At 37.0% G+C, this 23,567-nt stretch carries 20 protein-coding genes, 1 pseudogene and 1 other annotated feature; of the genes and pseudogenes, 14 read left to right on the top strand and 7 right to left on the bottom strand.

The window, feature by feature from the left end; all coding sequences use genetic code 11:
- The first annotated feature begins 6 nt into the window (after positions 1-6).
- The 4 genes from fabH (at position 7) to BR72_RS22275 (ending at position 4,286) form a co-directional block, all read left to right on the top strand.
- Positions 7-939 carry a beta-ketoacyl-ACP synthase III gene (gene fabH, locus BR72_RS22290; RefSeq protein ID WP_035437261.1) on the top strand — a complete coding sequence of 311 codons (933 nt, stop codon included), beginning with the start codon at positions 7-9 and terminating at the stop codon, positions 937-939.
- Positions 940-967: 28 nt separating this feature from the next.
- Positions 968-2,206 carry a beta-ketoacyl-ACP synthase II gene (fabF, locus tag BR72_RS22285; protein ID WP_035437258.1) on the top strand — a complete coding sequence of 413 codons (1,239 nt, stop codon included), beginning with the start codon at positions 968-970 and terminating at the stop codon, positions 2,204-2,206.
- A 352-nt stretch (positions 2,207-2,558) separates the two neighbouring features.
- Entirely contained in the window at positions 2,559-3,353 is a 795-nt protein-coding gene (locus tag BR72_RS22280) for a DUF2268 domain-containing putative Zn-dependent protease (protein WP_035437255.1), read from the top strand.
- 186 nt (positions 3,354-3,539) lie between these two features.
- Positions 3,540-4,286, top strand: a complete 747-nt coding sequence (locus BR72_RS22275; RefSeq protein WP_035437252.1) for a YjbA family protein — start codon at positions 3,540-3,542, stop codon at positions 4,284-4,286.
- A gap of 384 nt (positions 4,287-4,670) precedes the next feature.
- Here BR72_RS22275 and trpS read toward each other — a convergent pair whose 3' ends face one another.
- Both trpS and BR72_RS22255 read right to left on the bottom strand, forming a co-directional pair.
- Positions 4,671-5,660, bottom strand: coding sequence for a tryptophan--tRNA ligase (trpS, locus tag BR72_RS22265; protein WP_035437247.1), 990 nt, complete (start codon positions 5,658-5,660; stop codon positions 4,671-4,673).
- A gap of 370 nt (positions 5,661-6,030) precedes the next feature.
- Positions 6,031-6,247, bottom strand: a binding site (T-box leader).
- Positions 6,248-6,292: 45 nt separating this feature from the next.
- Positions 6,293-6,562: a DUF3899 domain-containing protein gene (locus tag BR72_RS22255; protein WP_081904981.1), complete on the bottom strand. Its 270-nt coding sequence runs from the start codon at positions 6,560-6,562 to the stop codon at positions 6,293-6,295.
- 583 nt (positions 6,563-7,145) lie between these two features.
- Between BR72_RS22255 and opp3b the strand changes: the two genes are divergently transcribed.
- The 5 genes from opp3b to BR72_RS22230 all read left to right on the top strand — a co-directional run bounded on the left by opp3b (position 7,146) and on the right by BR72_RS22230 (position 13,039).
- Positions 7,146-8,075, top strand: coding sequence for an oligopeptide ABC transporter permease (gene opp3b, locus BR72_RS22250; RefSeq protein WP_035437241.1), 930 nt, complete (start codon positions 7,146-7,148; stop codon positions 8,073-8,075).
- On the top strand, positions 8,072-9,088 hold the full coding sequence (opp3C, locus tag BR72_RS22245) for an oligopeptide ABC transporter permease (protein ID WP_035437238.1): 1,017 nt from the start codon (positions 8,072-8,074) through the stop codon (positions 9,086-9,088). The genes opp3b and opp3C overlap by 4 nt, the downstream gene beginning before the upstream one ends.
- A gap of 21 nt (positions 9,089-9,109) precedes the next feature.
- Positions 9,110-10,156, top strand: a complete 1,047-nt coding sequence (locus BR72_RS22240) for an ABC transporter ATP-binding protein (RefSeq protein ID WP_035437235.1) — start codon at positions 9,110-9,112, stop codon at positions 10,154-10,156.
- Complete coding sequence (locus BR72_RS22235) at positions 10,146-11,081, top strand: ABC transporter ATP-binding protein (protein WP_035437234.1); 936 nt, start codon at positions 10,146-10,148, stop codon at positions 11,079-11,081. The genes BR72_RS22240 and BR72_RS22235 overlap by 11 nt, the downstream gene beginning before the upstream one ends.
- Before the next feature lie 317 nt (positions 11,082-11,398).
- Positions 11,399-13,039 carry a peptide ABC transporter substrate-binding protein gene (locus BR72_RS22230; RefSeq protein WP_035437232.1) on the top strand — a complete coding sequence of 547 codons (1,641 nt, stop codon included), beginning with the start codon at positions 11,399-11,401 and terminating at the stop codon, positions 13,037-13,039.
- Positions 13,040-13,080: 41 nt separating this feature from the next.
- Here the strand turns inward: BR72_RS22230 and BR72_RS22225 are convergent, their stop codons facing one another.
- Entirely contained in the window at positions 13,081-13,284 is a 204-nt protein-coding gene (locus BR72_RS22225) for a hypothetical protein (protein ID WP_035437230.1), read from the bottom strand.
- A gap of 420 nt (positions 13,285-13,704) precedes the next feature.
- Between BR72_RS22225 and spx the strand changes: the two genes are divergently transcribed.
- Positions 13,705-14,100, top strand: coding sequence for a transcriptional regulator Spx (spx, locus tag BR72_RS22220; protein WP_035437228.1), 396 nt, complete (start codon positions 13,705-13,707; stop codon positions 14,098-14,100).
- 330 nt (positions 14,101-14,430) lie between these two features.
- Here the strand turns inward: spx and BR72_RS22215 are convergent, their stop codons facing one another.
- Positions 14,431-15,099, bottom strand: a complete 669-nt coding sequence (locus BR72_RS22215; protein ID WP_035437225.1) for a TerC family protein — start codon at positions 15,097-15,099, stop codon at positions 14,431-14,433.
- Between the two features lie 581 nt (positions 15,100-15,680).
- On the opposite strand from BR72_RS22215, the gene mecA reads away from it, so the two are divergent.
- The 4 genes and pseudogenes from mecA to pepF all read left to right on the top strand — a co-directional run bounded on the left by mecA (position 15,681) and on the right by pepF (position 21,464).
- Positions 15,681-16,349, top strand: coding sequence for an adaptor protein MecA (mecA, locus tag BR72_RS22210; protein WP_035437223.1), 669 nt, complete (start codon positions 15,681-15,683; stop codon positions 16,347-16,349).
- Between the two features lie 75 nt (positions 16,350-16,424).
- Positions 16,425-17,969, top strand: coding sequence for a cardiolipin synthase (gene cls, locus BR72_RS22205; RefSeq protein ID WP_035437220.1), 1,545 nt, complete (start codon positions 16,425-16,427; stop codon positions 17,967-17,969).
- 185 nt (positions 17,970-18,154) lie between these two features.
- A pseudogene (locus BR72_RS22200) lies at positions 18,155-19,395 on the top strand (competence protein CoiA).
- 242 nt (positions 19,396-19,637) lie between these two features.
- Positions 19,638-21,464, top strand: a complete 1,827-nt coding sequence (gene pepF, locus BR72_RS22195) for an oligoendopeptidase F (protein ID WP_035437216.1) — start codon at positions 19,638-19,640, stop codon at positions 21,462-21,464.
- Between the two features lie 312 nt (positions 21,465-21,776).
- Here pepF and BR72_RS26875 read toward each other — a convergent pair whose 3' ends face one another.
- From BR72_RS26875 to BR72_RS22185, 3 genes are all read right to left on the bottom strand, one after another.
- Positions 21,777-21,950 carry a hypothetical protein gene (locus tag BR72_RS26875; protein WP_090995533.1) on the bottom strand — a complete coding sequence of 58 codons (174 nt, stop codon included), beginning with the start codon at positions 21,948-21,950 and terminating at the stop codon, positions 21,777-21,779.
- A 230-nt stretch (positions 21,951-22,180) separates the two neighbouring features.
- The gene (locus BR72_RS22190) at positions 22,181-23,074 is read right to left on the bottom strand and encodes a ClpXP adapter SpxH family protein (protein WP_035437213.1); all 894 of its coding nucleotides are present in this window, start codon (positions 23,072-23,074) and stop codon (positions 22,181-22,183) included.
- On the bottom strand, positions 23,074-23,469 hold the full coding sequence (locus tag BR72_RS22185) for a globin domain-containing protein (protein ID WP_035437210.1): 396 nt from the start codon (positions 23,467-23,469) through the stop codon (positions 23,074-23,076). Before BR72_RS22185 ends, BR72_RS22190 begins: the two co-directional genes overlap by 1 nt.
- Between the last annotated feature and the right edge of the window lie 98 nt (positions 23,470-23,567).

Raw genomic sequence — 23,567 nt, 5'->3', positions numbered from 1 at the left:
TGCCCTGTGAATGTAGGCATTTTAGGGATCGGAAGATATGTGCCAGAAAAAGTTGTCACAAACCACGACTTAGAGAAAATAATGGATACATCTGATGAATGGATTCGAACAAGAACAGGAATTGAAGAAAGACGAATTGCTGATGATACAATAGATACTTCACATATGGCCGCGGAAGCTGCAAAAAAAGCACTTGAAGATGCAGGAATGAGCGGAGAAGAAATTGATCTTATTTTAGTTGCAACAGTAACACCAGACCGTTCGTTTCCAGCGGTTGCTTGTGTAGTTCAAGAAGAAATCGGAGCAAAGCATGCAGCAGCGATGGATTTAGGTGCAGCGTGTGCTGGTTTTATGTATGGAATGATTACAGCACAACAATTTATTCAAACTGGAACTTATAAAAATATATTAGTAGTTGGTAGCGATAAATTATCTAAAATTGTAGATTGGAATGACCGAAATACAGCGGTTCTATTTGGAGATGGAGCAGGCGCTGTTGTTATGGGGGCTGTTTCAGAAGGAAAAGGTATTCTTTCGTTTGAATTAGGAGCGGATGGAAGTGGTGGCAAGCACCTTTATCTAGATGAATATGTTATGATGAATGGCAGAGAAGTCTTTAAGTTTGCTGTTCGTCAACTTGGTGATTCATGTCTTCGCGTTTTAGAAAAAGTGAATCTTACGAAAGAAGATGTGGACTTTTTAGTGCCTCATCAAGCGAATATTCGTATTATGGAATCAGCGAGAGAACGGCTAAATTTACCGCAAGAAAAAATGAGCATGACAATTTCCAAGTTTGGGAATACGTCAGCTTCTTCAATTCCGATTGCGATGGTAGAAGAATTGCAAAACGGACGCATTCAAGATGGTGATCTCATCATATTAGTTGGTTTTGGCGGCGGATTAACATGGGGAGCAGTTGCTCTTCGTTGGGGTAAATAAGGACTGAGAGAAAAGGAGTGTATTTTGTATGGAAAAAAAGCGTGTTGTAGTTACAGGAGTAGGAGCAGTTACTCCAGTAGGAACGGATGTAAAAACTGCTTGGGAAAATATTAAAAATGGTGTATCTGGAATCGGACGTCTTACACGCTTAGATGCAGATCAATTTCCTGTGAAAGTTGCAGCGGAAATTAATGACTTTGATGTTGAAAAATATATTGATAAAAAAGAAGCGCGTCGTATGGACCGTTTTACACATTATGCATTAGCAGCATCAAAAATGGCTGTGGAAGATGCAAAGCTAGAAATTACAGAAGAAAACGGACCGCGTATTGGTGTGTGGATTGGTTCTGGAATCGGCGGTATGGAAACATATGAAGAGCAGTTCAAAATCTTTAATGAAAAAGGCGCACGCCGCGTTAGTCCATTTTTCGTACCAATGATGATTCCTGACATGGCTGCAGGCCAAGTGTCCATCGCATTAGGTGCAAAAGGGATTAATACATGTACAGTAACAGCTTGTGCATCTGGTGCACATTCTATTGGTGATGCATTTAAAGTGATTCAGCGCGGAGATGCAGATGCGATGATTACAGGCGGAGCGGAAGCACCGTTAACAAATATGGCGGTTGCTGGATTTTGTTCAGCGAAAGCATTAACATTTAGTGAAGATCCAGCAACTGCTTGTCGTCCGTTTGATAAAAATCGAAGCGGCTTCGTAATGGGAGAAGGAGCAGGAATTCTTGTATTAGAAGAATTAGAGCATGCGTTAGCGCGCGGTGCTCATATTTATGCTGAAATCGTTGGATACGGAGCGACAGGTGATGCATTCCATATTACGAGTCCAGCTCCTGGCGGTGAAGGCGGCGTCCGTGCGATGCGTCAAGCATTAGAAGAAGCGGGTCTACAGCCAGAAGATATTGATTATATTAATGCGCACGGTACAAGTACAGAATTGAATGAAAGATATGAAACGATGGCAATTAAAGAAGTATTTGGCGAGCAAGCATATAAAGTAGCGGTAAGCTCAACAAAATCAATGACAGGACACTTATTAGGTGCAGCTGGTGCGGTAGAAGCAATTATATCTGTGAAAACAATTGAAGATGGCATTGTTCCACCAACAATTAACTATGAAACACCAGATCCAGAGTGTGATTTAGATTGTGTACCAAATCAAGCAAGACAACAAAAAGTACGTGCTGTATTAAGTAACTCATTAGGTTTCGGTGGCCATAACGCAGCATTAGTATTTAAAGAGTATAAATAATAAATACAAATTGAAAAACCTTCTTTTTAGATGGTTGAGAGCACCTGGCCGTTCGTAGAAGCGGTCAGGGCCTTTTTCTACCACCCGCGAAGTTCAAACAAAGAGAGGGAAACGAGTGTAGACCACTTTTTGTTTTGCCTGGCGGCGATTTGTATGTTGAAAAACAAAATGGATTTATATAATAGAAATTCCATTAAATATATAGAATTTGAAAGGAAGATAACCGTCCATATAGTAGATGGTTATCTTCTTTTTTTATGGGCTTTTTCAATGACTTTGATGAAAATCTGCATTTTTTTATGCTTTCTTTCGTTTTTTTGCATATGTATGGAACAAAAGGAGAGTGGGAGAGATGGGAGTGGTCCAAACGGCAGAGTGGATGCGTACGCATTATCAAGAGCCGGAAAAAATTTGTGAGAAGTTTACAAAGTATATTCCGCTCCAGAAAGAAGAGGTGTATAGATTTCTTGTGTCAAAAGGAATGTTTCGCCCGGTAGCAGGTGGTGAGAAAGAAATAGACATATTGCAAAAAGAACGAGTATGGGAGCGATTGGCAGTAGAATATAAAAAACTACAGGAATGGTTAAACGGGCCTAATATACCGGTATTTACGCTGTTATCAAATCCGTATAATCGAACGATTCAACAAGAGTATAACGGTAAAACGGGATTAGCGATGCGAAATGCTTTGTTTTTATTTGTAAGTTCACAAAATTCAATTGCTGAGCTTAAGGCATTGCTTACTCATGAATATCACCATATATGCCGCATTCATGCAAGTGAGAAGAAAGAAGAAGCGTATACCATTTTAGATACAATGGTAATGGAAGGATTAGCGGAACATGCGGTGTATGAACGGCACGGAGAAAGTTACTATGCGCCGTGGGTGTCTTATTACAACAAAGAAGACGCGATTATGTTTTGGCGCCGATATATACAAGACAGGTGGGACATACAACGAGGATCGAGTGAGCATGATATATTGCTAAATGGACGAGGGTTATTCTATCCGAAAATGCTTGGGTATGCTATAGGGTTTTATATTGTAAAAGATTGTGCGTGGCGTAAGAAATGGGATACAACTTCTTTATTAGGAATGGATGCGAAAGCTATTTTAGAAGAGGCGTTGTCTTTTTATAATGCATGACCCAGCACTTCAAAATTCCAAGAGAACAATCAGTAGAGGATGAAGAAAAAATCCACTAAATAAGCATGAAAGATAGAGGATAATGAAGAAATTAATTAAGGAGAATATATTTCCTCTCTTGGAATAAATTTTACGAAATATGACCATAATGAGATTTACAAACAGTTGTGAAGTGAGGGGTAAGCAATGTTATATCTACATGATGTATGGGTAAATTGGTTTGAAGGTGAAGAAAATGGGTATAACGTCTGTCATTTTTATGAATGGCGCAAGGATGATACGATCGAATTGTTAGATCAAGTACCATTAGTAAAGGTAGATTCCACATTATATCATTACATCGAGAACGAATTACTAGAACTTCCGCAAAGACTAATGGAAGACGTACATCATAAGGCGTATATTCGAAAAAATCATGAACGGCTGCAGCAGGAGTATTGTTTTGTTGTATCAGATGGCAAAGGAATAATTGCAATTGATACAATTGGATACAACATTCCAATCCGAAAAAGTAGGTTGATTCCAAGACAAGAGCAAATGGTGTATGAAATGGTAGAAAACGTACAAGCAGAAACATATGATTTTGAAATGGAATCACCACAAAAGGAACATCATATTTTATCACCTTCCCCACATATGATGAATGGGTTAACACGGAAAGAACGACAATTAAAACAACTGCTCTTTATGGCGCTAGATCAACTACATACAACGAAAAATCCAGCGGAGATTCGCTATTGGTTTACAGAATGGGATCCAGCAGCATATCCAGCTGTGCAACATCTGCCATTCGAAGAAGTATGGAACCGCTTATATGAAGAAGCAAAGCACGGATGGTCAGATAAACATGAACAGCTCTGTGAACGACTAGTAAGAGGACAACCATTCTTCGAAAAGTTGTGGGAAATGGAAAATGAACAAAAGGTAAATTAAAAGGAATGATCCAAAAGGCACGGATGTGCCTTTTCGGATCATTCCTTTTTTGGTGACCACAGATATATCGGCGGAAATGATGTATGTATCGGCGCTATTTGAGATATATCGGCGGAAATGATACATTTATCGGCGCTTCGACACGATATAAAGACACCTCGACAAATTTCGGCATGAGAATGAACGATCTAGCTCCGGCGGCTAGAATCTCCGGTCGTTTCGCTCCCTCCCATTCTAAGCGAGCCGCTTCCGCTTTTTGATGATGTCTAGCTCCGCCTCCTAGCCCTTCCTGTCTAAGAACCTTCCGCACGAGAAAGTAAAAATCACTTTCTGTGCGAAAGAACCTTAGCCAACAGGGCTAAACAGTCGGCTCCGCTTTTCTTCTTATCTTCGTTTTCTACTTAATCCCATTGCGTTTTCAACTTTACGTAGTTGTTTCATTGCGACGCGGTTTGCTTTTTCAGCTCCTTGATCAAGGATTTCGTCTAGTTCAGGAGAGTTGATCAGTTCGTTATATTTCTCTTGAATTGGACGGATCGCTTCTACAACAACTTGTGCTAAGTCGCCTTTGAAGTCGCCGTATCCTTTACCCTCGTACGCAGCTTCTAATTCTTCTACTGTTTTTCCTGAGAAAGAGGAGTAGATTGTTAATAAGTTTGAAACACCTGGTTTATTTTCTTTATCGAATTTTACGATGCCGTCTGAATCGGTTACAGCACTTTTAATTTTCTTTTCGATCGTTTTTGGATCGTCAAGTAAACTAATCATCGATTTTGGATTTGGATCAGATTTACTCATTTTTTTCGTCGGCTCTGTTAATGACATTACTCGTGCGCCTACTTTTGGAACGCGAACTTCTGGAATTGTAAACACCTCGCGATAACGCTTGTTAAAACGTTCTGCTAAATCGCGTGTTAACTCCATATGTTGTTTTTGGTCCTCTCCAACTGGAACAATTTCTGTATTATATAGTAGAATGTCAGCTGCCATTAACGGCGGGTATGTTAATAAAGCGGCTGGAACAGACTCTCTTCCTTTTGCTTTATCTTTATATTGCGTCATACGCTCTAATTCACCGACATACGCAGTACACTGCATAATCCATCCAAGCTGAGCGTGTGCTGGAACTTCTGATTGTACAAACAACGTAGCTTTCTTAGGATCGATGCCGCATGCTACGTATAATGCAGCTAGACTACGAATATTTTTACGAAGCTGTACTTGGTCTTGCGGTACAGTAATTGCATGTTGGTTTACAATGCAGAAGTAGCAATCGTGTTCATTTTGCAGTTCTGTAAACTGCTTCATTGCTCCTAAATAGTTCCCAAGTGTAATGGTTCCGCTTGGTTGAATGCCTGAAAAGATAACTGACATATCATTTCCTCCTTGAAAAGATGTATTGTTTTTAATTTTTTATATTTCCGTCTAGAATCCGAACGTCTTGTGGTTTTGAACGAGCCGCTTCCGCTTTTCTTTGTCTAGCTCCGCCTCCTAGCCCTTCCTGTCTAAGAACCTTCCGCACGAGAAAGTAAAAATCACTTTCTGTGCGAAAGAACCTTAGCCAACAGGGCTAGACAGTCGGCTCCGCTTTTCGAGATGTCCAGCTTCAGCGGCTAGAATGGTCGGTGGCTTCGCGCCTTCCTGCGAGGTAAGAAGCACCTCTACGTCAGGAGCTCCATCCTCCTCCCATTCTGAGCGAGCCGCTTGCGCTTTTCGAATACAAAAAAGCCCATTCATCCCTGAAAATAGGGACGAATGGACCGCGGTACCACCCTAATTATTTTGCGAACGCAAAATCTCTTTATCCATTGTAACGTTGGATGTGACGCCAAAGCCTACTCCTGAAACGTTTCGGTTTGGTGCTCAAAAGCCCATTCCATATTGGACAATTACTTGTTCGCACCAAACACAAGCTCTCTGAAATTGCTTCAATATGTACTCTTCTTTCTCATTGCATACGTATAAAATTTTTGTACTATTATAACACATAATAAATAGTTTGCAAATTACTTAAGAACGGTGTAACTAATAATTGTTGATAATGTTCCTAATATGATACCAGTAATCACGATAGGGTATGTCCATACAAAGGAATAAGTTCGATATAATAGTTCTTTCGGATCGCGTTTTTCTTCTTCTTCAATTAAAGATTCAAACTTTTTATTGGACCGACCTAATTTTTTAAAAGCATATATTGTTACATTGAAAAAGCCGCGTTGAAATAGAAATACAAATCCTCCGATAATAATGAAGAGTAAAGCGATATAAAACATCATATTGACAAAATTTAATAAAAAAGAATTAGAAAATATAACAGCATATGCGCCAGAAATCGCAATTGTACTTCCTGTTAATATACTAATACGTGAAAAAAATGTATTCAAATGCTTCCCCTCCGCAAAAATATTACTAGAATTATTATACTATAAAAGTTATAATATGTACTATAAAGAATTTTTAGAAAAAAAATACGATTGCGCATTTTCCTTTAATTAGATAACTTCAATGTTAAGTCTTGTCTTTACAAAAAATATATAAAATACACTGTAAATTAAAAATTTTAACAAAAAAACAAAAAATTATATTCACAATCGTCTCATTCTATGTATAATGAAAATTGTAGAAACTTGGAGATTATTCTTTTAATTCTAAATCTTTACAGGTGAAGCTACATAATGCGCAATTGGAGAATTTCAAGATTTAATCTCATAAGTAAATAGTTTTTAGTAATAATGTGATTTATTCCATCGGTTTCAAGGGTATATGCCTATGATGGGCGTATGCTCTTATTTTTAAAGATAATAGTAAGAATATTTAAAACTATCTTATTGCTTTTGAAAAAATGGGGAGGTGCTATTTATGGGACGTTATACACTACAACGTTTCGTGTACATGGTCATTACATTATTTTTAATCACAACTTTAACATTCTTTTTAATGAAGTTGTTGCCGGGTTCTCCGCTTAAAAATCAGGAGAAGTTATCACCAGCACAAAAAGAAATCATTTTAGACAAATATGGATTAAATGATCCGCTACCAGTGCAATATGCACGCTACATGGGGAATTTAGCTAAAGGGGACTTAGGGGTATCATTTCAGTATGATAACCGTCCAGTAACAGAGATGATTGTTGACCGCATTGGTCCATCTGCACAATTAGGCTTTCAAGCAATTGTTTTAGGAACTTTTATTGGATTATTACTAGGTATTGTTGCAGCGTTACGTACGAATACATGGGCCGATTACGGGGCGACCTTTATATCGGTACTCGGGATGTCGGTACCAGGATTCGTTTTTGCGGCACTACTACAATATTATGTAGCGGTAAAATTAGGTTGGTTACCAGTAGCATTCTGGAAAGGATTTGAATACACAATCCTACCAACGATTGCATTATCAGTAGGTGTAACAGCAACAATTGCTCGTTTTGCACGTACAGAATTAATTGAGGTTATGCAAGCAGATTACATTTTAACAGCAAAAGCAAAAGGGATTAGTCAAAGTGTAATTATTGTAAAACATGCATTGCGAAATGCTCTTATTCCAATCATTACGGTTTTAGGTCCGATGGTCGCTGGTATAATGACAGGAACCCTTGTTATTGAGCAAGTATTTGCTGTACCAGGTTTAGGGGAACAGTTCGTTAAGTCTATTCCATTAAACGACTATACAATTATCATGGGTACAACAATGTTCTATAGTGCAATTTTCATTCTTGTTATCTTTATAGTCGATGTACTATACGGTGTAGTTGATCCTCGTATTCGTTTAGCGGGAGGGAAAAAATGATGAAAGATGTACAAAAAATATCGCCAGATTTATTTCAACCAGCAAATCGCAGCCATACGGATAATGAAGTTATTGCCCGCCCAAGTGTAAAGTTTTGGGAAGATGTAAGAAGACGCTTGTTTCAACATAAAGGCGCAGTTTTTGGGATGGTTATACTCGCTCTCATTACACTGTTAGCGATTTTTGGTCCAATGATGAGTAAATATTCTTATAAAGATCAAGATTTAAACCGTGCGAAAATACCACCGAAAATACCAGTTTTAGAGAACATTCACTGGTTGCCTTTTGATGGTGTAGACCAATATGGTGTAGACCAGTATGAGAAACGTGATATTAAAGATTATTTCTGGTTTGGTACAGATGATCTTGGTCGTGACATTTGGACAAGAACGTGGGATGGAACACGAGTATCTTTATATATCGCATTATTAGCAGCAGCAATCGATTTAATTATTGGGGTTGCATATGGTGGTATCTCAGCATTCTACGGAGGCCGTGTTGATAACTACATGCAACGTTTCGTTGAAGTATTAAATGGTATTCCGTACTTAATTATTGTAATATTAATGGTAATTGTAATGGATCCTGGTATTCTATCAATTACATTTGCGATGGCTCTTACAGGATGGATTGGAATGTCACGTGTTGTGCGTGGACAAGTATTGAAAATGAAAAATCATGAGTATGTATTGGCATCACGTACACTTGGAGCAACAAATACACAATTAATTGTAAGACATTTAGTACCAAACTTAATGGGTTCTATCATTGTTATGACGATGTTCACAATTCCAAGTGCAGTGTTTGGAGAAGCTTTCTTAAGTTTCATCGGTCTAGGAATTCAGCCACCGTTAGCATCATTAGGTTCTTTAGTAAGTGATGGATATAAATCAATTCAAACATATCCACATATGATGTTTATTCCAGCGTTTGTAATTAGTATGTTGATCTTAGCATTTAACTTATTAGCAGATGGTTTACGTGATGCATTAGATCCAAAAATGCGTAAATAAAGCGGGGAAGGAGATGGAATGATGAAAACTTTGTTAGAAGTAAAAGATTTACAAGTTTCGTTCGACACACATGCTGGTGAAGTACAAGCAGTGCGCGGAGTTACTTTTGATCTGAAAAAAGGAGAAACGCTAGCAATTGTGGGGGAATCTGGTTCTGGTAAGTCCGTTACGTCTAAAGCGCTAATGGACTTAATTCCAAAGCCACCAGGACGCATTAAGAATGGGGAAATTATTTTTGACGGCCGTGATTTAACGAAGTTGTCTGAAAAAGAAATGCAACAAATTCGCGGAAAAGAGATTGCGATGATTTTCCAAGATCCAATGACATCTTTAAATCCAACGATGACAATTGGTAATCAAATTATGGAAGGTCTTATTAAGCATCAAGGAATGAGTAAAGCTGATGCTCGTAAAGTTGCGTTAGAGCTGATCGACCTTGTAGGGATTCCGAATCCAGAAGCACGTCTTAAGCAATATCCGCACCAATTTTCAGGTGGTATGAGACAGCGTGTTGTTATTGCGATGGCGCTTGCTTGTAATCCGAAATTATTAATTGCCGATGAGCCAACAACTGCGCTTGACGTAACAATTCAAGCACAAATTTTAGAGTTGATGAAAGACATTCAGCAAAAAACAGAAGCGGCTATCATTTTTATTACGCATGATTTAGGTGTTGTTGCCAATGTAGCGGACCGCGTAGCTGTTATGTATGCAGGGAAAGTTGTAGAGATTGGAACAGTGGATGAAATTTTCTATAATCCGAAACATCCGTATACATGGGGATTATTAGCTTCTATGCCAAGCCTAGAAGGTGGGGAAGATGAATTATATGCAATTCCGGGAACGCCGCCAGACTTATTAAAGCCGCCAAAAGGTGATGCATTTGCAGCGCGTAATCCACAAGCGTTAAAGATTGACTTTGAAATGGAACCACCTTTATTCAAAATAAGTGATACGCATTATGCAGCAACGTGGCTGCTTCATGAACAAGCTCCGAAAGTGGAGCCGCCTGAAATTGTCCAAAGACGTATTCGACAAATGAAAGCGGGTGAACAGCATGACAAATAATCGTGAAAAATTAATTGAAGTGAAAAATGTAAAGCAATATTTTAACGTGAACGGCGGAGTTGTTAAAGCAATTGATGATGTGACATTCGACATTTACCGCGGAGAAACATTCGGCCTTGTAGGTGAGTCTGGTTCTGGTAAATCAACAACGGGAAGAACAATCATTCGTTTATATGACGCAACGGCGGGCGAAGTGTTGTTTGATGGGAATAATGTACACGGTAAAAAATCACGTGCGGAATTAAAGAAATTTAACCGTAAAATGCAAATGATTTTCCAAGATCCATACGCATCGTTAAATCCGCGTATGAGCGTTGGTGATATTATTGCAGAAGGAATTGATATTCACGGTCTTGCTAAAAACAAAGAAGATCGTATGAAGCGTGTGTATGAATTACTTGAAACAGTTGGTTTGAACCGTGAGCATGCAAGTCGTTTCCCGCATGAATTCTCTGGTGGACAACGTCAGCGTATTGGGATTGCAAGAGCGTTAGCAGTAGAACCGGACTTTATTATTGCCGATGAGCCGATTTCAGCACTTGACGTGTCAATTCAGGCGCAAGTAGTTAACTTATTGAAAAATCTACAAAAAGAAAAAGGCTTAACATACTTATTTATTGCCCATGATTTATCGATGGTAAAATATATTAGTGATCGCATCGGTGTTATGCATCACGGGAAAATCGTGGAACTTGCAACAAGTGAAGAGTTATACGAGCATCCAATTCATCCGTATACAAAATCACTACTATCAGCAATTCCGCTTCCAGATCCAGATTATGAGCGCAATCGTAAACGTATCGTGTACGATCCATCTCAGCATCAATATGGAAATGAAGAACCGCAAATGCGCGAAGTTCGTCCAGGACATTTCGTTCTTTGCTCAGAAGCTGAGTATAAGAAGTATAAAGAAATCTATCAATAAGAGAAACCGAGCACGTGGAAAATGTGCTCGGTTTTTCGTTGTTTAAAAAAATGAAAGTATTTTGTACAAAATATATATTATAAAAATCTTTAGATTATATTCAGATAATTTAAATTAATTTAAAAATAACAAAAAATCGATGGAAATATTGATACTAAAGCAAAGTAGAATAATGGGATGTTAACAGAAAATTTTTATAAAATAGAAAAATAAATATACAAATAATCAATTTGTATGTATAATATGAATTATTAGAACTTAATTACTTTTTATTATTTTCAATGAAAGAGCTAACATTTTGGAGGAGGGTATAATACATGAAGAAAAAGGTGCCGATGCTACTTGCATCAACATTGACAGTCAGCATGATTTTAGGGGGATGCGGATCTTCAAAAGATGATTCGAAGGCGAAAGCAAAAGGGGACACAAGTAATGCGAAGCAGGTAATCAATATGATTGAAACAGCTGAGCTTCCGACGATGGATACAACATTAACAACAGACTCAGCATCTTCAAGCGTAATGAACAATGCAATGGAAGGATTATATCGTCTTGGAAAAGATCAAAAGGTAGTTCCAGGTGTAGCTGAGTCGTATCAAAAATCAGAAGATGGAAAGAAATATACGTTTAAATTACGCAAAGATGCAAAATGGTCAAATGGCGACCCTGTAACAGCAAAAGATTTTGTGTACGCTTGGCAACGAGCAGTAAATCCAGATACAGCTGCAAAGTCTGCTTACATTATGTTTGATGTGAAGAATGCAGAAAAAATTAATATGAAACAATTGCCAGTAGACCAATTAGGTGTAAAAGCAGTTGATGATTATACATTCGAAGTAGAACTAGATAATCCGGTTCCGTATTTTGTGAATTTAACAGTATATCCACTGTTCTTCCCACTTAATGAAAAATTCGTAAAAGAACAAGGGCAAAAACATGGATTAGAAGCGAATACAACATTATATAATGGTCCATTTGTATTAAGTGAATGGAAACATGAGCAAAGCTACCAATTAAAGAAAAATCCATCTTATTGGGATAATAAAGCAGTTAAATTAGAAGAAGTAAACTTTAATATCGTAAAAGAAACAGGAACAGCAATAAATTTATATGAAACAAAAGCAGTTGACCGTGTTCTTTTATCGGCAGAATTTGTAGATAAATATAGAAAAGATAGCGGTTTTAAAACGACAAGTGATCCAACAGTATTCTTCTTACGTTTAAATGAAAAGAATCCTGCTTTAGCAAATAAAAATATTCGTAAAGCGATTTCTTTAGGGTTTGAGCGTAAAGGTATGATCAATACATTGTTAAATAACGGTTCAAAAGCAGCTGGCGGCTTAGTTCCGGAAGACTTTGTTAAGAGTTCTGACGGGAAGGACTTCCGTAAAGAAAATGGAAATCTTGCAAAAGTGGATCTAAAAGAAGCGAAAAAGTATTGGGAAGCTGGTAAAAAAGAACTTGGAAAAGACACAATTGAATTAACGCTATTAAACTCTGATACAGAATTAGCGAAGAAAATTAGTGAGTTTTTAAAGGGTGAATTAGAAAAGAATTTACCAGGCTTAAAACTAAATGTGAAAGTACAACCTTTTGCACAATTATTAAAATTAGAGAGCAGCGGTGATTACGATATTTCATATAGCGGCTGGGGACCAGACTACCCAGATGCAATGACATTCCTTGATTTATTTGTAACAAACGGTGCACAAAATAAAATGGGTTATTCAAATGCTAAGTATGATGAGTTGATTACAAAGGCTAAGAAAGAAGGATCTGATGTAAAAGGACGTTGGAATGACCTGTCGAAAGCAGAAAAAATCCTATTCGATGAAGCGGCGATTGCACCAATCTATCAACGTGGAAGAGCATTCTTAGAGCGTGAAACAATAAAAGATCTTTATGTCAATAAATATGGCCCAGAGTTAAGCTTTAAGTGGACTTCTGTAGGAAAATAGTACGTATGAAAAAGAAGCAGGATTCGAATCCTGCTTCTTTTTTAATACGTATGTTTTTTATAAATCCCTTTACCACCAACTTGATTCCAGCCCGTTTGCACTTCTGCAGATTTATTTACGAATTTCATTTTGTCTTTACGACCAAACAATTTTTCGCCAATCCCATTTGTAATAATTCCAATAGTTGCGGTGATCCCAATGACTAATGCTGCAACGATTACAAAATCAAGAAAAAAAGCTCCCATATGTAATCCCCCTTTGCACAAGTATATTTCTATTGTATGTCGAAAAAGACGAAAAATAAAGAATTGTTCAACAAAAAGAATGTGTTTGTAAAATTTGTATAGACAGCAGGAAAGTAGTTTGATAAAATAAATTGAGAACAGGTGTTCTTTTGTTTTGTACATATTTTTCTTACAAAATGCACATCTTTTGCATAACTTTTATGTATATTATGAATAAAAATTGTTGTATATTTCTGTTCTGTTCTATTGTATAATGATTATAGAAGTTACTTATTTAAAATAATTATTTTTTTAGAGAAGTTCGTTTATAAGTTTTGAAGTTCTTTATTTTTAGATGAGTAATACAAAATTTGTTTGAGTATCATTATAAAAATGTGAAATAGTACAGAATTTGTACTTTTTAAGGAGAGTGAGTAATGTATGGTAACACTATATAGTTCTCCAAGTTGTACGTCTTGTAGAAAAGCGAAATTATGGTTAGAGGAAAACCATATTCCTTATACAGAACGTAATATTTTCTCAGATCCATTATCGATCGAGGAAATTAAAGAGATTTTACGTATGACGGAAAGTGGAACAGATGAGATTATTTCGACTCGTTCTAAAGTTTTTCAAGAATTAAATATTAATTTAGAGTCTTTACCTCTTCAAGATTTATATAATCTTATTCGTGATTACCCAGGCATTCTTCGTCGTCCTATTATCATTGATGAAAAACGCCTACAAGTTGGTTATAACGAAGATGAAATTCGTCGTTTCTTACCACGAACAGTGAGAACGTTCCAATTACGAGAAGCGCAGCGCCTTGTAAATTAATATAATATGACAAAAGAACTGATTCCTAATCCTGATTGAGCAGAATGTGTGAATCAGTTTTTTTTTATTTTGTGCAAAGCAGATACTGTATATTTCGTCAAACGACCGATATTGTATGTAAATCCATTCCGATTTTTTCAACACTACAAGTTGGTGCTATGAAAAAACAACATACCCACCCCTTGCATTCTCCCTATGTTTAAAAGCCAGCCCGTGGCAGAAAAAAGCTCTGACCGTTACTGCGCAAGGCCAGCAGCTCACGCCCCCCTTAAAAAAGAGTTTTTTAGGTTTTTTCTTTATATTTACTAACCCTGTTCAGTGATAAATCGCTCAAGTATTCCGCAGCTTTACCTGGTTTACAACAACTCCAACTAGTAACACTGTAATCATAAAAAGAAAAGGAATGCTTGCTGTGAAAAGTGGTTTTGCCTCGAAAAATGTTCTAAGATTCTCTTCATGCATTACCATGCGACCGGCTGTGTAAGCTAAGATTGAAGCGCCGATATAAACGAGAAGAGGGAATCTTTCCATGCATAATAAAATAAGTTTACTTCCCCAAATAATAATAGGAATAGAAATGAGTAATCCGATAATAACTAATGTAATATCTCCATGAGAAGCTCCTGCGATTGCTAGTACATTATCAAATCCCATAACAAGATCTGCAAAAACGATTGTTCGTACAGCTTGGAATAATGTTGTCTTTGCCTTAATATTAGACATATTATGGCTATTATCTGTAAGAAGATTAATTGCAATGAAAGAAAGTAAAATGCCACCTGCTAATTGCAAAAAGGGAATATTAAGTAAATAAACGGCCATTATTGTGAGTAGGATCCGTAATACGATGGCTAAACCAGTTCCTAAAATAATTGCTTTATTCCGTTCTGCTTCTGGCAAGTTTCGGCTAGCGAGTGCAATGACAATGGCGTTATCGCCGCCTAATACAACATCGATACCAACGATGATAAAGATGGATGTGAGAAAGTCTAAATCCATTCAAATTGCCTCCATTTACTCAGTCCTAATAGGAAGAAATATCGTCTATTAGGAGCGGATTTGTTTTCATTCACGTCATATGTAACAGAAGGATTTTATTTAAGCATCGTAAGCTTGTTTCGTTTACATCATATGCAGGAAAAAAGAATATAGGACAATCAATTCCAGCGAAAGCATGTCCAATGTTTTTGGAAGGGAGAAGAGAGCGTAATAATTGGAATCCATTTTAATTTTTCAATATTAATAGTTGTTGCTATGAAGAAACAGCAAGCTCACTACTTGCATTCTCCTTATGTTTAAAATCCCGCCCAGGCAGAAATAGGTCCTGACCGCTACTATGCATGGTCAGATGTACTGGCCCACCTAAAAAAAGTGGGCTTTTCATTCAGTTTTCAATTCATACTTGCTGCTATGTTAACTCAAAAATTAGGTAAATAACTGTTTTTTTAGCAAATAAGGTGATTTTATTTCCATTCTGGCGCATCTTATCATAAAATGAGAGTACAAGATTCTAACTTTTTTTGTAATATGATTGGGGAGTCCCTTCATAACCATTCCAAATAGGAAGGGAGAGGTGCATTATGGATATTGAAAGAGTTAATGATCATACGATGAAATTTTATATCTCGTACATTGATATAGAAGACCGCGGATTTGACCGCGAAGACATTTGGTATAATCGCGATAAAAGTGAACAATTGTTTTGGGAAATGATGGATGAAGTGCGTGACCATGATGACTTTTTTATAGATGGGCCACTTTGGATTCAAGTGCAGGCGCTTGAAAAGGGAATTGAAGTACTTGTAACGAAAGCGCAGCTTTCAAAAGACGGGCAAAAACTAGAGTTACCAATTGGTCTTGATAAGATTATTGATATTCCTTTAGATGAGCAAATTGAATCGTTATTTGAACAGGAATTAGAAGAGGTAGGAGCCATTTTTAATGAAGATGGCACATTCGGTTTTTTAATTAAATTTGACGATTTTGAGCACGTTATTTCATTAAGTCATCGACTTATATTTGAAGAGGTAAAAGATGAGTTATATTCATTTGAAGACCGCTATTATGTATATGTCGAGTTTGATGAGGTAGTGCACGATGAAGAGGAGATTGACCGTATCTTAAGTGTGATCTTAGAATATGGAGAGGAATCTGCTTTAACAATTTATCGTGTTCGTGAATATGGAAAGCAAATTGTTGCTGAACGTGCACTTGAAACAATTCGTCAGCATTTTTCTCTTGGAATGTAGGCCGATTTCCTTATAATGAAATCGGCTTTTTAAATGCGTATATACGAACAGTGATTGTAAGTAAGGGGGGCGGATATGAAAAATACGTTGAAGCTATTGTTCTTTTTAATTGGTTTATTTATGGTATTTATTTCGTTGCGTTTATTTATTGATGTAACATTTTATTCAGATGTAATTGGCATTAAAGATATTTCGTTTTTAGGAATTATAAGTATTTTATTTACAATATCAGGGTTTTTAATTGGCTTTGTCATTTTTTTAGAAAATCGCCAGCCCTCGAAAACATTAACTTGGTTAATTGTACTTGGAATTTTTCCGGTAATTGGATTTTTTGCATATCTTCTGTTTGGACAAAATTTTCGAAGGAAACGAATGTTTCAAAAGAAAGCACTTCTAGACGAACAAGCATTTTTACAATATAAAGGGCATGAGTACGATCAAAATCGTATATTGAAAAAGCATGGACATCAAGAATTGTTATTTCGGTTAGCTGATCGGCTAGGGGCATTAAATATTTCGTTTCATACGGAAACGAAAGTATTAACAAATGGAAAAGAGACATTTCAAGCAATTTTAGATGGATTGAAAAAGGCAAAGCATCATATTCATATGGAATATTATATTGTGCGTGATGATAAAATTGGCACAAAAATTAAGGATATCCTTATCGAAAAAGCAAAAGAAGGTGTGGTCGTTCGATTTTTATATGATGCGGTAGGAAGTTTTAAACTTTCAAACACATATATTGAGGAATTGAACAATGCCGGCGTGGAAATGGTTCCGTTTTTTCCAGTACGGTTTCCGATTTTAAATGACAAAATTAACTATCGAAATCACCGGAAAATTATTGTTGTTGACGGAAATGAAGGATTTGTTGGTGGTTTAAATATCGGTGACGAGTATTTAGGAGAAAATAAATATTTTGGTTTTTGGCGAGACACGCATTTATATTTACGAGGCGAAGCAGTGCGAAGTTTACAACTTATCTTTTTACAAGACTGGTTTTATATGACGGGAGAAGCGGTATTAACTCCTGATTATTTACAGGTGGATGTTGTAAAAGGAGAAGGACAGGGAGGCGTGCAGCTCGTTGCAGGCGGACCTGATAATAAGTGGGAAACGATTAAACATTTATACTTTGCGATGATTGCTTCAGCGCGAAAATCAATTTGGATCGCAACGCCATATTTTATTCCCGATGATGATATTTTGTCAGCGTTAAAAGTAGCAGCTTTAGCAGGGATTGATGTTCGCTTGTTAATGCCGAGTAAACCAGATAAGAGGACTGTATTTTATGCGTCTCGCTCCTATTTTCCCGAATTGTTAGAGGCAGGCGTTAAAGTATATGAATATGAAAAAGGATTTTTACACAGTAAAGTTGTAATTGTTGATTCTGATATCGCATCAATTGGAACGGCAAATATGGATATGAGAAGTTTTCATTTGAATTTTGAAGTGAATGCCTTTTTATATGATACAAACAGTATTCGCAAACTTGTGACCGATTTTGAAGAGGACTTACAGGTGTCGAATGAAATTCATGTTGATCGTTTTAATAACCGTCGCCTTGTGATGCGAATTGTGGAATCGACATATCGTTTATTATCTCCGTTACTTTAAAGGCTCATGAAAATGAGTCTTTTTTTGTCCCGCTAATTTAGGGTAGTATATTTAAGCACTTCACGGCCCGATTGGTGGGAGCTTTCCTTCAGAAAAAAACCTAACTGAAGGAAGCTTCACTTTATTTCAGCAGGAACTTTTTCGTTGGTGTCGAATAGTCTAGTGCGGAAGAAAGGAATGATGTTATGTTTGTTGCAAAGAGAGAAAATGGAGAAGAAATTCATCTTCTTCATGGCTGGAAGGAAAAGCAACTAATGATGTTGCGGAAGAATGAGCGCTTTTTCTGTCCCATTTGTCACTTCGAAGTCCAGCTGAAATTAGGAAAACAAAAACAATGGCATTTTGCTCATAAGAAATCACATAACTGTAAAATTGAGTTTGAAAATGAATCGGCGTATCATATGCGGGGGAAAGAGCAGTTATATAGGTGGTTTCAGTCACAAGTTTGTTCGGTAAAATTAGAGCACTATTTACCAGCAATTCAGCAACGACCTGATTTGTTTGTCACAATTGATAATCGGCAAATTGCGATTGAATATCAATGTGCTACTTTATCAGAGCAGCAGTTGTTAAAACGAACAGAAGGGTATTGGAAAGAAGGGATTCAAATATTATGGATTTTAGGAGGGAATCAACTCAAACGTCACGGAGCATATTGGCTGTCACTTTCCTCTTTTCATTCCTGCTGTGTGCAATATCATCCCAATCCATATCTCCTCTATTTTTGCCCCGATGCAAAAGCTTTTTTCAAATGTAATCTTCTTTTACCTTTTTCCTCGTCTATCGTTTTTTCACATGCAATTTATTTTCCTCTTTCTATCACTACATTCAAAAACCTTCTTACAACATCACCTATTTCCATTGAACGTTTAGAAAAAGAGTGGATGAATAAAAAACAGCGCTTTAGGGCGAATAGCATTCATATGTGGAAACGGGCGAGCGTTCTTTTTTAGAGCTTCTTTATGAGCATCGCATATCCCTTTCTTGTTTTCCTGCTGAGGTCGGTGTTCCAGTACCGTCGCTTTTGGCATTTCGTACCCATCCTTTCATATGGCAAGCTTATATTTTAATTGAGCTATTAGGAAAATTTGCGGTAGGAGACTATTTTTCGTTGCATACTGTTTTTCAGTATGTTGACCGGCACATAGGGATTCGGAGGCGCTTTTTGCCATATTTCCCGCAAATATTTTGGCAGCAGGCAGTGAGAGAGTATATGCAATTTTTATGTGTAATTGGGGAAATTGAGCAAGTAGATGTTTACAAATATCGAAAACTGCGTTGTTTTATTGTTCCTAAAACAGAAGAGGAAGTGAGGAGATTTGATCGTTTATTTTTAACAGAATCTCTTATGCTTCTGAAAGCAAAATACAACATGAGTGAAGGGAAAACGGATATAATAGAAAAGTACCCAGAAGGAATTACATAAGAAGAATCGAATTGTACTATATAAATACGAATTGAAAAAATAACATAAAACCCTTTCCTTTTTTAGGTAGGCGGGAGCATCTGGCCATGCATAGCAGCGGTCAAGACCTTTTTCTGCCACAGGCGTGATTGTAAACAAAAGGAGAATGCAAGTAGCGGGTATGTTGTTTCTGCATAGCAGCGACTTATATGTTGAAGAATCAAAACGGATTTATGTAGGATCTGATTAAGGAGGGTTTATAAATGAATGAACAAAAAACAGCAAAGGCATTGCCGGCGCGTAGTGAAATTGAAGTAGAAAATACGTGGCGCTTAGAAGATATTTTCCAAACAGATGCAGAGTGGGAAACAGAATTTCAAGCGGTGAAAGAGCTATTACCAAAGCTGACGGAATTTAAAGGAAAACTTGGCGAATCAGCAGATGCATTGTTAGAGACGCTGCAGTATGAAGATGAAATATCAATGCGTCTTGGTAAGCTGTATACATACGCACATATGCGCTATGACCAAGATACAACAAATTCAGCTTATCAAGCGTTGAATGACCGCGCGACAAGTTTGTATTCACAAGTATCAAGTAGCATGGCGTACATTCTGCCAGAAATTTTAACAATCGCAGAAGAGACACTGCAATCATTTTTACAAGAAAATAAAGAACTAAAGGTATACGAGCATGCATTAGAAGAAATTACGCGTCAACGTCCTCACGTATTATCAGAGGCGGAAGAAGCGTTATTAGCTCAAGCTTCTGAGGTGATGAGTGCATCTAGTAAGACATTTGGTATACTTAATAACGCAGACTTGAAATTCCCATCTATTCAAGATGAAAATGGGGAAGATGTAGAAGTGACGCACGGACGTTATATTCAGTTTTTAGAAAGTGATGATCCGCGTGTTCGTCATGATGCGTTTCATGCAGTATATGAAACGTATGGAAAATATAAGAATACATTTGCGAGCACATTAAACGGTGCAATTAAACGAAATAATTTTTATTCTAAAGTCCGTAAATATGATTCTGCTCGCCAATCGGCGCTCAGCAATAATAATATTCCAGAGTCTGTGTATGATCAGCTTGTGGAAACAGTAAATGAAAACTTACATTTATTACATCGTTACATTGATATTCGGAAACGAGCACTTGGATCAGAAGAATTGCACATGTATGATCTATACACACCGCTCGTACCAGAAGTGAAAATGAACGTCACATATAAAGAAGCGCAAGATATTCTTTTACAATCATTACATGTACTTGGGGAAGAGTATGTAGAGATTTTAAAAGAAGCGTATGAAAATCGCTGGGTAGATGTATATGAAAATAAAGGGAAGCGAAGCGGTGCTTATTCATCTGGTGCATATGGAACAAATCCATATGTGTTAATGAACTGGCATGACAATGTAAATAATTTATTTACGCTGGCGCATGAGTTTGGCCATTCTGTGCATAGTTACTATACAAGAAAAACACAGCCTTACGTGTATGGCGATTATTCGATTTTCGTCGCGGAGGTAGCGTCTACATGTAATGAAGCACTTCTTAATGATTATTTATTAAAAACGACAGATGATAAGAAGAAACGTCTATATTTATTAAATCATTATTTAGAAGGTTTCCGTGGTACGGTATTCCGTCAAACTATGTTTGCTGAGTTTGAACATGTGATTCATCAAAAAGTGCAAGAAGGTCATGCTGTAACGCCAGATATGTTAACGGATATTTACTATGAGCTAAATAAAAAGTATTTCGGCGATAGCTTAGTGATCGATAAAGAAATTGGTTTAGAGTGGTCCCGTATTCCACATTTCTATTACAATTATTATGTATATCAATATGCAACGGGCTTCAGTGCAGCAACTGCTTTATCAAAACAAATTTTAGAAGAAGGTAAGCCGGCTGTAGAACGTTACATTAATGAGTTCTTAAAAGCAGGAAGCTCTGACTATCCAATTGAAGTATTGAAAAAAGCTGGTGTTGATATGACGTCATCAGAGCCTGTGAAGGAAGCAATGCAAGTATTTGAAGAGAAATTAAATGAATTAGAAGCACTTCTATTTGAAGAGAAGTAGACAGAAAACGAGAGTCGCATGACTCTCGTTTTTTTATCCCGCTATTCGTGGGCAGTAATACTCCCACCTCAAAATTCAGCGAAAGCATTGTCCAGCTCCAGCGGCTAGAATCTCCGGTCGTTTCGCCCCCTCGGACGAGGCAAAAAGCGCCTCTCTGTCAGGGGCTTGGGCGTCCTGCGATTCTGAGCGAGCCGCTTCCGCTTTTCTTAAGAAGTTAGGTGGGAGATAAACTGCCCGTAAAAGCCCGATTGGTTCAACTAATAATCAGTGGGGGATGAAGAAAACCCCCCACTGATTAAAGTTTCACTTTATTTAGAATCCTTTAAAACGTTTGTGGTTATTAAAATAAGATACAGTGAATATAATTGCTCCAAATAAAAGTGGAATTGCTAAAATAAGCGGAAACACTTGTAATAATGAGAGAACGTATAAACAAAAAAACAAAAAAATAATACAAAGGAGTAAGACAAGATAGGATTTTTTCAATGAAAACCCTCCTAAAAAGACTCTTTATATATTGTATTCTAAAATGAAAACGTTTAGAATGTGACAGAAATGTGAAATTCGACAAAAGAGGTTGTCAATTAACGTCGAATCTTGTAATATAATAAACGTGAACGAATTCACATACAAACATATACCCCTTTGTTTGAACGTGAAATTTCTCCCATCCCCTTTAATATTTTTATAAGCCGTAAAGAAAACGACCTAGTGTTTTACACTAGGTCGTTTTCCTTTGTAATCCATTTCCAATACCGTTCACATTTTCTATCAATCATGCGCACTTTCCTCTTCAATAACAATTTTTTCATTTCTCGTTCAGCTTCGTTTTCAGAGTAATTATAAATAAAGGCAATTTCTTTTGTTGACATAAACTGAACGTGCTCTAGGAATAGTTCTAGAGGAGGAAGAGGTTGCGGTTCGATGTTTTCTTTTACAATTTCTTTTAATACTTGTACGTATACATCGTAATGATAAATACCGCCAACTTTAATTCCTTCTTCGTTTGAATTCGCATGAAAGAACACGAGAGAAGGAATTTCGGTAATGTGCATTTCATTCGTAAATTTTAAATCACATTGAAATGCTTTTGTCGCACTTACAGAATGTAAATCTTGTTTAAATTCTTCCGCATCAATTCCACTTTGCTTTGCACAAGTAAGCAGCGTATCTATAGTTGGTTTCGCTATATTTTCAAGTAAAATAGACTCTTGTAGTTTTCGTAAAAATTTCGAACCTGCTTTTCGACCTTGTAGTTCTGCTGCTTTAATTGCAATTGAAGTGATATATGGAGTTGATGCACCGCCGTGTGTATATACTTTTCCATCGCAAGAAAACCCTTGTAAACTTGTTGTTCTCTCCCACACAAATCGAATATTAGCAGGTTTATTCCATTTGTGTGATGGGGAAATAGCCCCTTCTACTTTACCAGTAACGATGTGACGGAGTGAAAAGTATTTTCCATATTCGAGCCATAATTTAATTATGATTGGCTCAATTTCCCAACAATCTTTACAGAGTGGATCAATAAATAAATATGCTTCTACAGACTTTGGTTCACATCTTGAAAGAGAGATTGGTACAGTATGTCTTGTTTCCTGTTTATCCATTAAGCTTCACCTGTTTCAGGAGTATTAACCATGTGCTGTGCAGTTAATGTCAAACGCTCAAATACAAACTCACGAATCGGTCCATGTACATCAGTATCATCCATCGCTTGCTCCATACATGAGAGCCAGGCTTTTGCCCGCTTTGGGGTAATTTCAAATGGCAAATGACGAGCTCGTAGCATTGGATGACCATGCTCTTCTGTATAGAGGCTTGGTCCTCCTAAATATTGCGTTAAAAATTGTTTTTGCTTCCTAGCAGTTTCCGTTAAATCGTCTGGGAAGATGGGAGATAAGTCAGGGTGTTTACTGACATAGGAATAAAATGTATCAACTAATTTTGCAATGCCTTGTTCACCGCCAATTGCTTCAAATGGTGTCGTTGGTTGCTTGTTCATCCTTGTGACTCCTTTTTCCATCAAATATATATCTATCCCCGCTATTATTTGTAGTAAGACAAAGAGATAGGCAAGAGATACTGTAAGGTTTAATTTGT

Origin of the sequence: Bacillus sp. UNC322MFChir4.1 (assembly GCF_000746135.1) — a bacterium.
Taxonomy (GTDB): Bacteria; Bacillota; Bacilli; order Bacillales; family Bacillaceae_G; genus Bacillus_A.
This window is presented reverse-complemented; position numbering and strand designations above follow the sequence as displayed.

Coding starts and splice junctions, on each gene's coding strand:
- spx (WP_035437228.1), top strand. CDS start 13,705: ATGGTAACACTATATAGTTCTCCAAGTTGTACGTCTTGTAGAAAAGCG.
- opp3C (WP_035437238.1), top strand. CDS start 8,072: ATGATGAAAGATGTACAAAAAATATCGCCAGATTTATTTCAACCAGCA.
- BR72_RS22280 (WP_035437255.1), top strand. CDS start 2,559: ATGGGAGTGGTCCAAACGGCAGAGTGGATGCGTACGCATTATCAAGAG.
- mecA (WP_035437223.1), top strand. CDS start 15,681: ATGGATATTGAAAGAGTTAATGATCATACGATGAAATTTTATATCTCG.
- fabF (WP_035437258.1), top strand. CDS start 968: ATGGAAAAAAAGCGTGTTGTAGTTACAGGAGTAGGAGCAGTTACTCCA.
- BR72_RS22275 (WP_035437252.1), top strand. CDS start 3,540: ATGTTATATCTACATGATGTATGGGTAAATTGGTTTGAAGGTGAAGAA.
- BR72_RS22190 (WP_035437213.1), bottom strand. CDS start 23,074: ATGGATAAACAGGAAACAAGACATACTGTACCAATCTCTCTTTCAAGA.
- BR72_RS22215 (WP_035437225.1), bottom strand. CDS start 15,099: ATGGATTTAGACTTTCTCACATCCATCTTTATCATCGTTGGTATCGAT.
- BR72_RS22185 (WP_035437210.1), bottom strand. CDS start 23,469: ATGAACAAGCAACCAACGACACCATTTGAAGCAATTGGCGGTGAACAA.
- BR72_RS22225 (WP_035437230.1), bottom strand. CDS start 13,284: ATGGGAGCTTTTTTTCTTGATTTTGTAATCGTTGCAGCATTAGTCATT.
- BR72_RS22255 (WP_081904981.1), bottom strand. CDS start 6,562: ATGATGTTTTATATCGCTTTACTCTTCATTATTATCGGAGGATTTGTA.
- BR72_RS22230 (WP_035437232.1), top strand. CDS start 11,399: ATGAAGAAAAAGGTGCCGATGCTACTTGCATCAACATTGACAGTCAGC.
- pepF (WP_035437216.1), top strand. CDS start 19,638: ATGAATGAACAAAAAACAGCAAAGGCATTGCCGGCGCGTAGTGAAATT.
- trpS (WP_035437247.1), bottom strand. CDS start 5,660: ATGTCAGTTATCTTTTCAGGCATTCAACCAAGCGGAACCATTACACTT.
- cls (WP_035437220.1), top strand. CDS start 16,425: ATGAAAAATACGTTGAAGCTATTGTTCTTTTTAATTGGTTTATTTATG.
- opp3b (WP_035437241.1), top strand. CDS start 7,146: ATGGGACGTTATACACTACAACGTTTCGTGTACATGGTCATTACATTA.
- BR72_RS22235 (WP_035437234.1), top strand. CDS start 10,146: ATGACAAATAATCGTGAAAAATTAATTGAAGTGAAAAATGTAAAGCAA.
- BR72_RS22240 (WP_035437235.1), top strand. CDS start 9,110: ATGAAAACTTTGTTAGAAGTAAAAGATTTACAAGTTTCGTTCGACACA.